The sequence below is a fragment of the Pantoea sp. Ae19-2 genome (assembly GCF_059801205.1).
In genome coordinates, this window is record NZ_JBCHWE010000001.1 from 3362170 (window position 1) to 3376085 (window position 13916).

The 13916-nt window shown below is 57.0% G+C and carries 13 protein-coding genes; 9 read left to right on the forward strand and 4 right to left on the reverse strand.

Features of this window, described 5'->3' with window-relative positions; translation table 11 throughout:
* Positions 1–87: 87 nt before the first annotated feature.
* Positions 88–933: a BtpA/SgcQ family protein gene (locus AAIE03_RS15505; RefSeq protein WP_022622340.1), complete on the reverse strand. Its 846-nt coding sequence runs from the start codon at positions 931–933 to the stop codon at positions 88–90.
* Between the two features lie 29 nt (positions 934–962).
* On the opposite strand from AAIE03_RS15505, the gene AAIE03_RS15510 reads away from it, so the two are divergent.
* Positions 963–1844 carry a ribokinase gene (locus AAIE03_RS15510; protein ID WP_210487485.1) on the forward strand — a complete coding sequence of 294 codons (882 nt, stop codon included), beginning with the start codon at positions 963–965 and terminating at the stop codon, positions 1842–1844.
* Here the strand turns inward: AAIE03_RS15510 and AAIE03_RS15515 are convergent.
* Positions 1837–2787, reverse strand: coding sequence for an ABC transporter substrate-binding protein (locus tag AAIE03_RS15515; protein WP_498563079.1), 951 nt, complete (start codon positions 2785–2787; stop codon positions 1837–1839). The genes AAIE03_RS15510 and AAIE03_RS15515 overlap by 8 nt on opposite strands.
* Positions 2788–3112: 325 nt before the next feature.
* On the opposite strand from AAIE03_RS15515, the gene AAIE03_RS15520 reads away from it, so the two are divergent.
* The 7 genes from AAIE03_RS15520 to AAIE03_RS15550 all read left to right on the forward strand — a co-directional run bounded on the left by AAIE03_RS15520 (position 3113) and on the right by AAIE03_RS15550 (position 9772).
* Positions 3113–4135, forward strand: a complete 1023-nt coding sequence (locus AAIE03_RS15520; protein ID WP_013024403.1) for a LacI family DNA-binding transcriptional regulator — start codon at positions 3113–3115, stop codon at positions 4133–4135.
* A gap of 376 nt (positions 4136–4511) precedes the next feature.
* On the forward strand, positions 4512–5258 hold the full coding sequence (locus tag AAIE03_RS15525) for an ATP-binding cassette domain-containing protein (protein ID WP_028715983.1): 747 nt from the start codon (positions 4512–4514) through the stop codon (positions 5256–5258).
* A gap of 22 nt (positions 5259–5280) precedes the next feature.
* Positions 5281–6282, forward strand: a complete 1002-nt coding sequence (locus tag AAIE03_RS15530) for an ABC transporter permease (protein WP_174261298.1) — start codon at positions 5281–5283, stop codon at positions 6280–6282.
* A gap of 3 nt (positions 6283–6285) precedes the next feature.
* On the forward strand, positions 6286–7365 hold the full coding sequence (locus AAIE03_RS15535) for a phosphotriesterase family protein (protein WP_013024400.1): 1080 nt from the start codon (positions 6286–6288) through the stop codon (positions 7363–7365).
* Between the two features lie 12 nt (positions 7366–7377).
* On the forward strand, positions 7378–8133 hold the full coding sequence (locus tag AAIE03_RS15540; protein WP_014595188.1) for a glutamine amidotransferase: 756 nt from the start codon (positions 7378–7380) through the stop codon (positions 8131–8133).
* The gene (locus AAIE03_RS15545) at positions 8133–9248 is read left to right on the forward strand and encodes a M20 family metallopeptidase (protein ID WP_019106721.1); all 1116 of its coding nucleotides are present in this window, start codon (positions 8133–8135) and stop codon (positions 9246–9248) included. Before AAIE03_RS15540 ends, AAIE03_RS15545 begins: the two co-directional genes overlap by 1 nt.
* Before the next feature lie 173 nt (positions 9249–9421).
* Positions 9422–9772, forward strand: a complete 351-nt coding sequence (locus AAIE03_RS15550; RefSeq protein ID WP_105077072.1) for an SH3 domain-containing protein — start codon at positions 9422–9424, stop codon at positions 9770–9772.
* Between the two features lie 153 nt (positions 9773–9925).
* Here AAIE03_RS15550 and lptG read toward each other — a convergent pair whose 3' ends face one another.
* Positions 9926–11002 (reverse strand): LPS export ABC transporter permease LptG, encoded by a 1077-nt coding sequence (lptG, locus tag AAIE03_RS15555; protein ID WP_014595186.1) that lies wholly within the window; start codon positions 11000–11002, stop codon positions 9926–9928.
* Positions 11002–12102 carry an LPS export ABC transporter permease LptF gene (lptF, locus tag AAIE03_RS15560; protein WP_013024393.1) on the reverse strand — a complete coding sequence of 367 codons (1101 nt, stop codon included), beginning with the start codon at positions 12100–12102 and terminating at the stop codon, positions 11002–11004. The genes lptG and lptF overlap by 1 nt, the downstream gene beginning before the upstream one ends.
* 267 nt (positions 12103–12369) lie before the next feature.
* On the opposite strand from lptF, the gene pepA reads away from it, so the two are divergent.
* A complete protein-coding gene (pepA, locus tag AAIE03_RS15565; RefSeq protein ID WP_088900620.1) occupies positions 12370–13881 on the forward strand; it encodes a leucyl aminopeptidase in 1512 nt (503 codons plus the stop codon).
* Positions 13882–13916 lie beyond the last annotated feature (35 nt).

The window sequence follows — 13916 nt, forward strand, 5'->3', positions numbered from 1 at the left end:
CACCGCACGTAACCGTGCTGACGTAAACAAAAAACCTCGTCTCACCCGCGGGGTTTTTTGTTGCCTGTGGCTGACGCTAAACAGCGGCTAGGCCTTATCCAGCGCCGCCTGCGCCACGGCCATAAAGTGTTTAACCCTTTCCAGATCCACATCGTTCCACCAGACGCCGTCCACCTTGAGCGCGCTGGCGACAATCACGCCCTGGGTGCGGCCCAGGATCTGGCAGACATTGGCAGGCGTGACGCCCGACCCCACCAGCAGCGGTAAGGCGGTGGCGGCGCGGATCTCGTCGATTTCGCCCAGGGTGGCACTGTCGCCGGTGCGCTGGCCGGTGGCGATCACGGCGTCCGCGTCAAAGAAGTCCACGTCGCGTGTCAGTTCCTGAATGGAGCGGTCGGCCACTATCGCATGGCTGCCGTGTTTAACATGGCTGTCGGCAAACACCCGAATATGTTCGGCACGCAGCTGGCTGCGGTAGCGCAACGCTTTGGCGGCGGCCCCTTCAATAAAGCCTTCATTGGCGATGTAAGCATTCGCCCACTGGTTGACGCGGATAAAATCCGCCCCGCCCGCCAGCGCGGTGGCAAAGGCCGGCAGCGCCGCGTTCGCCAGCACGTTAATGCCCAGCGGCACGCCAAACCGTTCGCGCACTTTTTCCGTGATAACCGCCATCAGGGCTGAGGTTTCCGGGCCAATATCCTCGGGTTTTGAAAACGGAATATCGCCGTGGTTTTCAATAATCAGGCCATGAACGCCGCCGCAAATATAATTTTCCGCATCGCGCAGTGCACGCTCTGTTATCGCCTTAACTGATTTCCCCCGGTATTTAGGCGAGCCGGGAAACGGGTCACAGTGAATCACGCCAATGACCGCTTTGGGGCGGGAAAATATCGCTTGTATTGCATCATTTTTTTCTGCTGATATAGCAACCATCTTGTCTTTATCCTGTTCAGGGAAACACTATGCGTGTTTATGTGGCCGGAAATATCACTGTCGATGAAACCTGGAGCATTGCCGATATTCCGTTAAAAGGCGCATCGGTTCATGGAAATAAAGTTTCGCAGGATATCGGCGGTAAAGGCGCGAATCAGGCGATTCTGTTATCCCGCTGCGGCATAGAAACCCATTTAATTGCCGCAACGGGCAAAGACAACAATGGAATAACTCTTCGCCAGCAGCTCACTCAGGAGCCGCTTTATTTTATGCCCGCTGAACCGGTTCATCCCTTTAGCGATACCTCGCTTATTCTCAACAGCGCCGACGGCGACAACGCCATCATTACCAGCACCGGGGCAGCCGATGCGTTGAGCATTGATATCATCAGTGCACATCTGGCCGCGGCACGCGCTGGCGATGTCCTGGTGCAGCAGGGCAACTTCTCGCCGGAGAAAACCCATGCGCTGTTCCAGCTGGCGAAGTCGCGTGGCCTGATCACCGTCTTTAACCCTTCGCCGGTCCATGCCGGGTTCAGTGCCTGCTGGCCGCTGGTGGATATTGCCGTGGTGAATCAGCACGAAGCCCGGCAGTTGCATCCTGAAGCGGTTAAAACGTTAGTGGTTACTCACGGTAGCGCGGGTGCCTGGCTGATTCAGGGCGACCGCCGCGAGTTTTGCCCTGCCACGCCCGTCGAGGCGCTGGATACCACCGGAGCGGGCGATACCTTTCTTGCCGTCATGCTGGCGTCGGCACTCAGGCGCCAGGTTCAAATTGATAAGTTAGCACTTACTCATGCCAGTCAGGCGGCCGCCATCACGGTGAGCCGTCGCGGCACGCTGAGTGCCTTCCCCTCCGTCAACGAACTCGCCGCACTGCTGAGTGCAGGCGGCGAGTCAGGCGTTACTTAAACATCGCGCGGTAGCTGTCCACGTTGGCTTTGGTGACGACCGTCGCCGGTACCAGAATGGTTTTCGACACGGTTTTGCCGGACGTCACCGCGTTCAAAGCTTTGACCGCCTCTTCACCCATTTTTTTCGGGTCCTGCTGCAGAACGGCAGTGACATAACCGTTATCGATACCGGTGATCGCCTTTGACGTCAGATCCCAACCGAGCACCTTGATGTCTTTCTGCCGCCCCTGGTTCTCTACGGCCGCAATCGCGCCCAGTAACGCCGGTTCACCAGTGGCATAGATGGCCGTCAGGTCCGGGTTGCCGGTGATCAGGTTCTCTGCTGCCGTCATCGCGGTGTCCTGCACGTTCTGGCCATCCACCACGTCCGCGACGGTAATGCCAGGATTGCTCTTAATGGTTTCTTCAAAGCCTTTCTGACGCTGGTTTTGCACGGCTGAGTTCAGCGCGCCCACAATGCCCAGCCGCGCTTTGCCGCCCATATTTTTCGCCACGTAATCGACAAAATATTTGCCGATAATCTTACCGCCTTCCAGATTATCCACGCCCACCTGCGCCGCCTGTGGGCCAGCCGGTAATACCGCATCAATCGCAATCACTGGTATTTTAGCGGCGGCCGCTTCTTTAATCGCAGGCATAATGCCGTTGACGTCAATCGCGTCCACCATAATGCCCTTCACGCCCTGCTGAATATAATTTTCGATCGCGTCGTTTTGCGACACGGGATTATCGTTGGCGTTGAAGATCACTAAATTTTTACCGCTGGCTTTCGCTGCCTCCTGTGCGCCCTGATTCATCTGATTAAAGAACAAGGCCTGCTGGTTGATCTGTACCAGCGCATAAGTCGGTGCTGCATGAGCCAAAGTAAAAAACGAACCCGCTGCCAGTAAGCCCGTTGCCAGCGCAACAGAACGCAGTTTTCTGGTGTTAAATGCCATCATCTTAAAATTCCTCGTCGGGAATGTGCGATAACCAGTCGATCTCCGCATCGAAATGCAGAGGGATTATTGTTGGCGGGCAAATATCGTGTGAATGGCTTATTCAGCCTGAACCTGAATAACCGCGTTTCTGCTCACTGTCCATTATGGTGAACACCTGAAACGGGCTAAGCCGGTGTGGGAGTGACTCCCGGGTAATGCGGTAAACTGTCTCTACCATTCTCTTCCGCTCAGATTTTGTCAAGCGATTATTTTATCGCCAGGGGCGGCGCAAAAATACTGTATCCGGCGCGCGTAACTGTGTTACAGATAGCCGATTCTGGGCAAGATGGCTGTGGATATGATTAAAAAACGGGTGCTGTTATCCGACGTAGCGACGCTGGCCGGGCTGTCAAAAGCGACCGTATCCCGCTATATGAATCAAAGCATTATGCTGCCGCAGGACACCATCGACCGCATTGAAGCCGCCATTCGCCAGCTGGATTATCGCGGCAACAGCCTGGCGCGCCGCCTGAGCAAAGGCGGCAGTGAAACCTTAGGGCTGGTCCTGCCCGATATTACTAACCCTTTCTTCGCCGAACTGGCGGACGCGGCGGAAGAAGCCGCTTCGGCCTGTGGCTACAGCCTTGTGCTCTGCATCACCCGCAACCATCCCGGCAAAGAAAGCCAGTTTATCCGCTGGCTGGATACCTGCCAGGTGGATGGCCTGCTGTTTACCACCAACCACCCGGATAACGGGCTGCTGCGTAAGGAAATTAACCGTCACCAGCGTATTGTGCTGCTGGATGAAGATATTCCCGGCAGCAGAGTGCCAAAGGTGTTCGCCGATAACGTGCAGGGCGGGCGCATTGCTACCGAAAAGCTGATCGCCGCCGGTCATCGTCATATCGCGTTTGTTGGCGGGCCGGATGAGCTGATGAGCGTGCGCGAACGCTATCAGGGCTTCTGCACCGCCATGGCGCAGGCGGGCCTGACCGTGCCGCCTGAATGGGTAATGTACGGCGAATACCAGCGTGAGTTTGGCGAACAGGCGCTTCAACACCTGTTCAGCCGGCCGCAACGCCCAACCGCCGTGTTTGCCGCCAGTGACTATCTGGTGCTGGGCTTGCTGGATGGTCTGCGCGCACGCGGGTTGCAGGCTCCCGAGGCGCTGTCTCTGGTGGGATTTGACGACGCCACCTATGCCGATTTTACCCAACCCCGCATTTCCACCATCCGCCAGCCAGCCCGGGAACTGGGCCGCACGGCGGTTCACATTATGCTGCGCATCCTGAATGACGAGCCCGATATTCCCCCTGAAACCCGTCTTGCGGTGGAATGGGTGGCGCGCGATTCGATACGAATGTGTTAACAGCGTCCCAAAATGGCGCAAAAGTGCACAACTTTAGCGCAAATAACGCGCTTTTTAATTTCTTCGCGTTATAGTTAGTAAACCGGTTTACCAAAAATTAACATTTAAACGTGTTTAAAAACAACGTGTTAAACCGGATGTGTACTGCCTGTGTTGCAGGCTGGCACGGATGCTGCAATGACGTATCTGGCAAGCAAATATCGTTACAGCGGTTGTTCAGAGATTATGTATGAGGGCTTTATCTGGCAGGTAAACCGGTTTACAAGGGCGTAAACCGTGCACGATAAAGTTTTTTTATCTCTGTTCAGCTTTTCCCGTTAGTGGTGATGGGAGTTATCGAATGCAGCAATCACAAACTGCCCCGGCACGGGTAGAGATGGTGAATATAACCAAAACCTACGGCGCGATACGTTCCCTGCGCGGCGTGAACTTACAGCTGGCGCCCGGCGAAGTGCTGGGCCTGGTGGGCGATAACGGCGCGGGCAAGTCCACGCTGACCAAAGTGCTGTCTGGCGCGGTGGTGCCCACCAGCGGCACGATCCGCATTGACGGTGAAGAGCAGCAGTTCAACAATCCGGCGGATTCTCGCCGCTGCCATATCGAAATGGTTTATCAGGACCTGTCGCTGTGCGACACCGTGGATGTGGCGGGCAACCTGTTTATGGGGCGCGAGCCGATGAAATCGATCCTCGGCATTCCGTTTCTTGATGAAGAGAAAATGCACGCTGATGCGCGCGAAATGCTGAAAGGCCTGGGCATTTCCATTCCTGATACGCGTTTGCTGGTGCGCAATCTGTCCGGTGGACAGCGTCAGGCGATTGCCATTGCACGCGCGGCCGCCTTCGATCCCAAAGTGCTGATCATGGATGAGCCCACCGCCGCGCTGGCCGTGGCCGAGGTGGAAGCGGTGCTGGAGCTGATTCGTCGGGTATCGGCGCGCGGCGTCAGCGTGATCCTGATTACCCATCGCCTGCAGGATCTGTTCCTGGTCTGCGATCGCATCATGGTGATGTACGAAGGCACCAACGTGGCAGACCGCCGGGTGGCGGACACCGATCTGGGCGAAATTGTGAATTTGATCGTGGGCGAAAAATTTGTCGCCCGCTCTGCGGCGACGCACTGAGCGAGGTAACAGGATGACTATTATGAATCTGAGCGGTTCCCGTATGGCCCAACACTCGTTGCCGCGTCGCCTGCTGCACAATCACTCTGGCGTGGTCAGCATCGCGCTGTTCTTTGTGTTCTGTTGCGTGGTGTTTTCGTTGATCACCGGCAACTTTCTCAGCAGTGCTAACTGGCTCAATATCATTCGCCAGAGCGCGCCTCTGCTGATCGTCGCCACGGCGATGACCCTGGTGATCACCACGGGCGGGATCGATCTTTCGGTGGGATCGACGCTGGCGCTGGTCGGTGCGCTGTCGGCTATTGCGCTGAACAACTGGGGACTGCCCTGGCCGGTGGTGTTGCTGGGCGGCCTGCTGCTGGGCGCGCTGGTGGGCGCTATCAACGGCTTCTTTATCGCCTATGAGGGCATTCCGGCCTTTATCGTCACGCTTGCCACCTTAGCCGTGGTGCGCGGGGTCGCGCTGCTGATTACCCAGGGCTATTCCATTCCCATTCCTGCCGACAGCCTGTTTGCCTTTATGGGGCGCGCGAAAGTGCTGGGCGTGCCGATGCCGGCGCTGATCGGCATTGTGGTGCTGATTGTCGGCCATATCGTGCTTAATCATATGCGTTTTGGTCGCTATGTCACCGCGATTGGCGCGAATGCCGAAGGCGCGCGCCGCAGCGGGATTAACACCAAAGCCGTGACCATGAAGGTCTATATCCTCAGCGGCATGGCTGCCGCGCTGGCGGGCATGATTATCACCGCCCGTCTGGGCAGCGGCTCCTCTAACCAGGGCGAAGGCTTTGAGTTACAGGTGATTGCGGCGGTGGTGCTGGGCAGTACCAGCCTGTTTGGCGGCTTCGGCACCATCATCGGTACATTGCTGGGCGCGCTGTCGATTGCCATTATTCAGAACGGCCTGATTTTGTCGCACATCTCTCCTTTTTACACGCAGATCGCGACCGGTACGATTATTTTGCTGGCGATCTGGCTGAATACCCGCATTCTCAACCCGACCCGCGCGGCGGCAAAAGGATAGCCAATGAAACACTCTATTTTTCGGCATCCGGATCCCCTACCGCTCGGCATCAACAGCGGCTATGTCATGACGGTGCTGGGGCCGCTGCCGGTCAGTGAGATGGGCGTGACGCTGATGCATGAACACATTCTGCTGGATGCGTCCGGCAAGTGGGTGCCGCCCTGCTGCTGTGGCGATCGCCATTTAGCGGAAATGCCGGTGAGTATGGAAAACCTGGGCGAACTGTCGCTTAACCCGTTAATCAGCCGCGATAATTGTCAGCTGTTCGATGTGGATCTGGCGATTGAGGAGCTGATGAAGTTCCGTGCTCTCGGCGGTGACACGGTTGTCGATCCTACCAATATCGGCATCGGTCGGGATCCCAAGGCATTGCAGCGCATCGCCCGCCTGACCGGGCTGAACATCATCATGAGCACCGGCCTGTACCTGGAGCCTTCGCATCCGGAATGGGTGAAAACGATTAGCGTCGAGGCGTTAGCTGACAAGCTGATTTACGACCTTGGCGGCCGGGAAGAAAAACCCGAAGTACTCGCCGGGTTGATCGGTGAGATCGGCGTGTCCAGCCGCTTTACCGCCAGCGAGGAAAAATCCCTGCGGGCGGCGGGCCGGGCCAGTGCAGCAACCCGGGTGCCGATTGAGGTGCATCTGCCCGGCTGGGAGCGGCTGGGGCACAAGGTGCTGGATATTCTTGAACACGAAGGGGCCGATCTGCGCCACGTGGTGCTGTGCCACATGAATCCCAGCTTTGCCGACAAGCGCTATCAGCGTGAGCTGGCCCAGCGCGGTGCGTTTCTGGAATACGACATGATCGGCATGAGCTATTACTACGCCGACGAGTCCGCGCAGTCACCGTCCGACGAAGAGAACGCCCGCGCCATCCGTGAACTGATCGATGACGGCTTTATTGAGCAGATTTTGCTGTCCCAGGACGTGTTCCTGAAAACCATGCTGACCCGCTACGGCGGCCACGGCTATGGCTACATCCTTAAACATTTTGTTCCGCGCCTGAAACGCCACGGCGTGAGCGGCGAACAACTTGAAACCTTACTGATTGCTAACCCACAGCGCGTTTTTGGTGGGTAAGGGAGAACCGTAATGCAGAAGAAAATTTTACTGGTCGGGGAATCCTGGACCAGCACGTCCGTTCACGTTAAAGGCTTCGATCAGTTTGCCACCGCCACCTGGCACAATGGTGCAACCGACTTTATGGCGGCGCTGGCCGACAGCGACTATGCCATCACCTATATGCCCGCGCACGCGGCGGCGACCGAATTTCCGCTGACGCTGGCCGGGCTGCAAGCGTGGGACGCGATCATTCTGTCGGATATCGGCGCGAACACGTTGCTGCTGCATCCGGATACCTGGCTGAAGAGCCAGCGCACGGCGAACCGTCTGACGCTGATCCACGACTATGTGGCGGCGGGCGGTGCCTTGATGATGATCGGCGGCTACTTCAGTTTTCAGGGCATCAACGGCGGCGCGCGCTATCGCAACACGGCGGTCGAGAAAGTGCTGCCGGTACGCTGCCTGGCCTGGGACGACCGCATCGAAACGCCCGAAGGCTCTTATCCGAGCGTCACCGAATCCCATGCGCTGTTTACCGACATGCCCGACGAATGGCCGTGGTTACTGGGCTATAACGAAGTGGAAATGCACCCTGAAGGCAAACTGCTGGCAACCATTGCCGGCACCGCGCATCCGTTGCTGGCGGTGCGCGAATATCAGCAGGGCCGCTCGCTGGTGTGGACCAGCGATATGTCTGCCCACTGGTTGCCGCAGGAATTTGCCCAGTGGCAGGGTTATCGCCAGCTGTGGATCAACTGTCTTGACTGGTTAACGGTTCGCCACTGATGGCCCTTACCCGCACGGCGGATCTGGCGTTACAGCTGATCCGCTTTGATACCCTCAATCCACCGGGTAACGAAGCCGCCTGCATGATGTTTTTTGCCGGCTGGCTGGAGGAAAACGGCTTCGAGGTCACGCTGTCATCCTTCGGCGAAGGACGCCATAACCTGATAGCCCGCCTGCGCGGCGAGCAGGCCGGACCTGCGCTGGCCTTTACCGGCCATCTGGATACGGTGCCGCTCGGTAACGCCGACTGGCAACACGATCCCTTTGGCGAGATCGTGGACGATCGGCTCTATGGCCGGGGATCGAGCGATATGAAAGCGGCCGTTGCCGCCTTTGCCGTGGCCTGCGTCACGCACCAGCAGGCCATTCGCCAAGGGCCGGGCGTGGTGCTGCTGATTACCGGCGGTGAGGAAACCGGCTGCGACGGCGCGCGGGCGCTGATCGATACCGCTGACCTGCCCGAGGTGGGCGCGCTGATCGTTGGCGAACCCACCGCGAACTATCCGGTTATCGGCCACAAAGGCGCACTGTGGCTGCGCTGTGAAACACGCGGTAAAACCGCGCACGGCGCGATGCCGGAGCTGGGCATCAATGCGATCTACCTGGCCGCCGATGCGCTGGGTAAAATTCAGCATTTCTCCCCCGGCGCGCCGCATCCGCTGATGAAACAGCCCACGATCAACGTCGGGCGCATCACAGGCGGCCTGAACATTAACTCCGTGCCTGACCGCACGCAGTTTGACGTGGATATTCGTAGCGCGCCCAATCTTCAGCACGCCACCATCCGTCAGCAGCTCAGCACCTTACTGGGCGAAGGTGTGACGATATCTACGCTGGTGGACCTGCCCGCGGTACTCAGTGAAGGCGATCACGCATGGATTCAGGCGGTTTATCAACGATGCCAGCCATTACATGATGCCCCCCTGGTGCCGCGCATTGTGCCCTACTTTACCGATGCTTCACTGCTGTTGCCCGCGCTGGGCAATCCGCCCTGCATAATTCTGGGCCCCGGCGAGCCGTCGATGGCGCACCAGACCGATGAATATTGCCTGCTGAGCAGGTTAGCCGAGGCGGAGACGCTGTATGGTGCGTTGATTTGTGACGGAGTGCGATGACCTGTGAAGCGGTATTCTCCTGAAGCACGGCCGGGTGAAGGCGATCTGCCCTACAAGGTCGGCAACAATGCGGGGATGGTGTCGGTGATGTAGACGCGCTGCTGGCACGCCGCCCGGTAAACCCGATTTAGCTGTCTGTTAAAGCTGTTCGTAAGATGGCAGGAGAAAAAATCATGAGAGCACAGGCCGTGGTCACCGATGAATACAGGTCGGCATTCCCCGATCCGATTACGATTAAGGCCGACGAGATAGCCGTGGTGAGCCACTGCGATCTTGAATGGCGAGGATGGATATGGATTACGCTGCCCGATGGCAAAGCGGGCTGGGCGCCAGAGCAATACTTTTTGCCACTGAGCCCAAATGAGATTGTCTGTCTGGAAGACTATAGGGCACAGGAGTTAACCGTCCATCCCGGTGAGGCCCTGATAGTGACGCAGGCGCTTAACGGCTGGTACTGGGCTGAGAAGCCTTCTGGGGAAAATGGATGGGTTCCTCAGGAATGCCTTACCTTACTAGATCGATAATCCAGTCTGTAAAACATCAGGGCAACCGGATGCACCTTTACTGGCACGTGACGATCGCCACCGCATCAGGCGGTGAAATTCAGGCGTTCGATTCGTCACCGACACCAGCCATAAAAAAAGGCCGCATCGCGCGGCCTTTCTGACTGTCAGCGTTTATCGCCGTTTTATCAGCATAAACAGACTGATGGCAAAGAAGGCAAAGCTGGGCAGTATTGCGCCGAAAATCGGCGGCAGACCATAAACCAGGCTGAGCGGGCCAAAAATCTGATCCAGTACGTAGAACAGGAAGCCGAAGCTGATCCCGGTGACCACGCGCACGCCCATGGATACGCTACGCAGCGGACCAAAGATAAACGACAGCGCCATCAGCATCATGACCGCTACGGACAGCGGCTGGAAGATTTTGCTCCACATGTTCAGCCGGTAACGGCCAGACTCCTGACCACTCTGCTTCAGGTATTTGCTGTAATCGTAGAGGCCGGTAATCGACAACGCATCCGGATCCAGCGCCACAACGCCCAGTTTGTCTGGGGTCAGGCTGGTTTTCCACTCGCCAGTCAGGCTTTGTGAGCCGGTGATTTGTTTCGGATCGGTCAGATTCGATTCGTCCACCTGAGACAGCACCCACAACTTCTTGTCTTTATTCCATTTCGCCGTTGCAGCATAGCGGACGCTCTGTAAACGGCGATCGTCAGTGAAGTTGTAAATGCTGACGCCGTCAATTTCATCGTCGCCTTTAACACGTTCAATGTAGATAAAGTTGTTGCCGTCTTTGGCCCACAAACCGCTCTGCGTCGACACCAGCGCGCCACCATAAAGCTGCTGCGCACGGAAGTTACGCGCCATCTGCTCGCCCTGAGGGGCGACAAACTCGCCGATAGCCATGGTCAGCAGCACCAGCGGAATCGCCGTTTTCATCACCGACAGGGCCACCTGCATGCGGGTAAAGCCCGCCGCCTGCATGACCACCAGTTCACTACGCTGCGCCAGCGTTCCCAGCCCCAGCAATGCACCTAACAGGGCCGCCATTGGGAAGAAGATTTCGATGTCTTTTGGCACACTCAGCAAGGTGTAATAACCTGCATCCAGCGCGCTGTAGGCACCCTGTCCGGTTTTACGCAGCTGATCGACGAACTTGATAATGCCGGACAGCGAGACCAGCATAAACAGCGTCATCAGGATGGTATTAAATATCGTTTTACCGATATAACGATCGAGAACGCGAAACATCAGACCGATCCTCCGCGTGTAAAGCGCGCACGAATTCGACGCATCGGCACGGTATCCCACAGGTTAAGCACGATCGCTAACGCCAGATAACTAATATTCACCACCCACATCCAGATAGCCGGATCGAGGCGGCCTTTCGCCCCGCTTGAGCGCAGCGAACTCTGCAGCAGGAAGAAAATCAGGTACAGCAGCATCGCGGGCAGCATCGAGAGCACGCGTCCCTGACGCGGGTTGACCACGCTGAGCGGCACCACCATCAAGGCCATGACCAGCACGGCAAAGACCAGCGTAATACGCCAGTGAAGCTCAGCCCTGAATTCAGGCGTTTTGTTCGATAACAGCGTAGCAAACGTGGCCTGGTCTACATCGTTAGGATCCAGCGTAGCCTGCTTATAACCTACGTAAGCCTGGTAGTTAGTGAAGTCGGTGATGCGGAAATCACGCAGCAACGCCGTTCCCTCAAATCGGGTCCCTTTATCCAGGGTCACAATCTGTGAGCCGTCTTTCTTCTGTTCCATGTGCCCGCTGTCGGCCAGCACCACGGAAGGCCGCGCATTCCCTTTTGGCCGCAGCTGGGCCAGGAAGACGTGACCAAACTGATTGCCTTTGACGTTCTCAAGGAACAGCACGGCGCTACCGTCGCTGGAGGTCTGGAACTGTCCCGCAGCAAGAGCAGCCGCACCGGGGTTCGCTTTGGCGTTTTGGGTAACCTGTTCCTGATAGCGCGACGACCAGGGACCAAGCCAGATGACGTTAACCGCCGCCACCACCGAGGTGAACAGCATCAGCACCATCGCCGCTTTGACCAGCACCGCTTTACTCAGGCCGCAGGCATGCATAACGGTAATTTCACTTTCCGTATACAGCCGCCCGAGCGTCATTAAAATCGCCAGAAACAGGCTTAGGGGCAAAATAAGTTGTGCCATTTCAGGCACGCCGAGTCCTAACAGCGTCAGAACAAGGTTTGTCGGCACTTCGCCATCCACCGCAGCCCCTAAAATCCTCACCAACTTCTGACAGAAGAAGATCAACAGCAGGATAAACAGGATAGCCAGCTGGCTTTTGAGCGTTTCCCGAACCAGATATCTAATAATGATCACGCTTAATACGCCTGTGAAAACTTGTCTTTTTGCAGGAAAATCGCTAATTTCAACGCTTATTAGCCATTTTTCTTCATAAATGGCCGTCGTCGACGCTAGAAATGTATGGTAATCGCGTTTGGGTGATGAAAAAACAACATCTTGTCACCCTGATCCATTATGACCTCCAGCAGCATGTGTCTTAATGCTTCGCTTAATAAATGGGTCACGAATGCGCTACATTCTAGCGGCAGCAGCGGCCGTTGTCTTTAAGATTCAGGAGAGTGCATGGAGTTCAGTGTAAAAAGCGGTAGTCCGGAAAAACAGCGCAGTGCATGCATTGTAGTTGGTGTTTTCGAACCGCGTCGTCTGTCACCGATTGCCGAGCAACTGGATAAGATCAGCGACGGCTATATCAGCGCCCTGCTGCGCCGCGGTGAACTGGAAGGCAAAGTGGGCCAGACGCTGCTGCTGCATCATGTGCCGAATATCCTGTCAGAGCGTATTCTGCTGATTGGCTGCGGTAAAGAGCGTGAGCTGGACGAGCGCCAGTACAAGCAAGTGATCCAGAAAACCATCAACACGCTGAATGACACTGGCTCGATGGAGGCCGTGTGCTTCCTGACCGAGCTGCACGTCAAAGGGCGTAATACCTACTGGAAAGTGCGTCAGGCCGTCGAAACCTCGAAAGAGGCGCTGTATAACTTCGACCAGTTGAAGAGCAACAAAGCGGAGCCACGTCGTCCCCTGCGTAAGCTGGTGTTTAACGTGCCGACGCGCCGTGAACTCACCAGCGGTGAGCGCGCCATTCAGCACGGGCTGGCGGTGGCCGCCGGTGTGAAAGCAGCAAAAGATTTGGGCAACATGCCGCCTAACATTTGTAATCCTGCGTACCTGGCATCTCAGGCGCGCCAGCTGGCGGATGCCTACAGCAAAAACATCACGACCCGCGTGATTGGCGAGCAGCAGATGAAAGAGCTGGGCATGAACGCCTACCTCGCGGTGGGCGCGGGATCGCATAATGAATCCCTGATGTCGGTCATTGAGTACAAAGGCAACCCGGATACCGACGCGCGCCCGATTGTGCTGGTTGGTAAAGGGCTGACGTTTGACTCCGGCGGTATCTCCATCAAGCCTGCGGACAGCATGGATGAGATGAAGTACGACATGTGCGGCGCGGCCTCGGTTTATGGCGTGATGCGCATGGTCGCCGAACTGAATCTGCCGCTGAACGTGGTGGGCGTGCTGGTCGGCTGCGAGAACATGCCGGACGGCAAATCCATGCGTCCGGGCGACGTGCTGACCACCATGTCCGGTCAGACAGTTGAAGTGTTAAATACCGATGCTGAAGGCCGCCTGGTGCTGTGTGATGCGCTGACCTACGTGGAGCGGTTCGATCCGGAAGTGGTGATTGACGTTGCCACACTGACCGGCGCCTGCGTCATTGCCCTAGGTCATCACATCAGCGGACTCTTGTCGAACCACAATCCGCTGGCGCATGAACTGATTGGTGCCTCGGAGCAGTCTGGCGACCGCGCCTGGCGTTTACCGATGGCCGATGAGTATCAGGAACAGCTGGAATCCAATTTCGCCGATATGGCAAACATTGGCGGCCGTCCGGGTGGGGCGATTACCGCCGCTTGCTTCCTGGCCCGTTTTGCGCGCAAATATAACTGGGCGCATCTGGACATCGCCGGTACCGCCTGGCGTTCAGGCAAGGCCAAAGGCGCCACCGGTCGTCCGGTGCCGATGCTGTCGCAGTTCCTGTTGAATCGTGCTGGCCTGAACGGCGACGATTGATCGTACGGACAACCGAACCCATCGGGGCGGAGCTT

Coding starts and splice junctions, on each gene's coding strand:
- AAIE03_RS15550 (WP_105077072.1), top strand. CDS start 9,422: ATGAGAGCACAGGCCGTGGTCACCGATGAATACAGGTCGGCATTCCCC.
- AAIE03_RS15510 (WP_210487485.1), top strand. CDS start 963: ATGCGTGTTTATGTGGCCGGAAATATCACTGTCGATGAAACCTGGAGC.
- AAIE03_RS15520 (WP_013024403.1), top strand. CDS start 3,113: ATGGCTGTGGATATGATTAAAAAACGGGTGCTGTTATCCGACGTAGCG.
- AAIE03_RS15530 (WP_174261298.1), top strand. CDS start 5,281: ATGAATCTGAGCGGTTCCCGTATGGCCCAACACTCGTTGCCGCGTCGC.
- AAIE03_RS15535 (WP_013024400.1), top strand. CDS start 6,286: ATGAAACACTCTATTTTTCGGCATCCGGATCCCCTACCGCTCGGCATC.
- AAIE03_RS15515 (WP_498563079.1), bottom strand. CDS start 2,787: ATGATGGCATTTAACACCAGAAAACTGCGTTCTGTTGCGCTGGCAACG.
- pepA (WP_088900620.1), top strand. CDS start 12,370: ATGGAGTTCAGTGTAAAAAGCGGTAGTCCGGAAAAACAGCGCAGTGCA.
- lptG (WP_014595186.1), bottom strand. CDS start 11,002: ATGTTTCGCGTTCTCGATCGTTATATCGGTAAAACGATATTTAATACC.
- AAIE03_RS15545 (WP_019106721.1), top strand. CDS start 8,133: ATGGCCCTTACCCGCACGGCGGATCTGGCGTTACAGCTGATCCGCTTT.
- AAIE03_RS15505 (WP_022622340.1), bottom strand. CDS start 933: ATGGTTGCTATATCAGCAGAAAAAAATGATGCAATACAAGCGATATTT.
- AAIE03_RS15540 (WP_014595188.1), top strand. CDS start 7,378: ATGCAGAAGAAAATTTTACTGGTCGGGGAATCCTGGACCAGCACGTCC.
- AAIE03_RS15525 (WP_028715983.1), top strand. CDS start 4,512: ATGGTGAATATAACCAAAACCTACGGCGCGATACGTTCCCTGCGCGGC.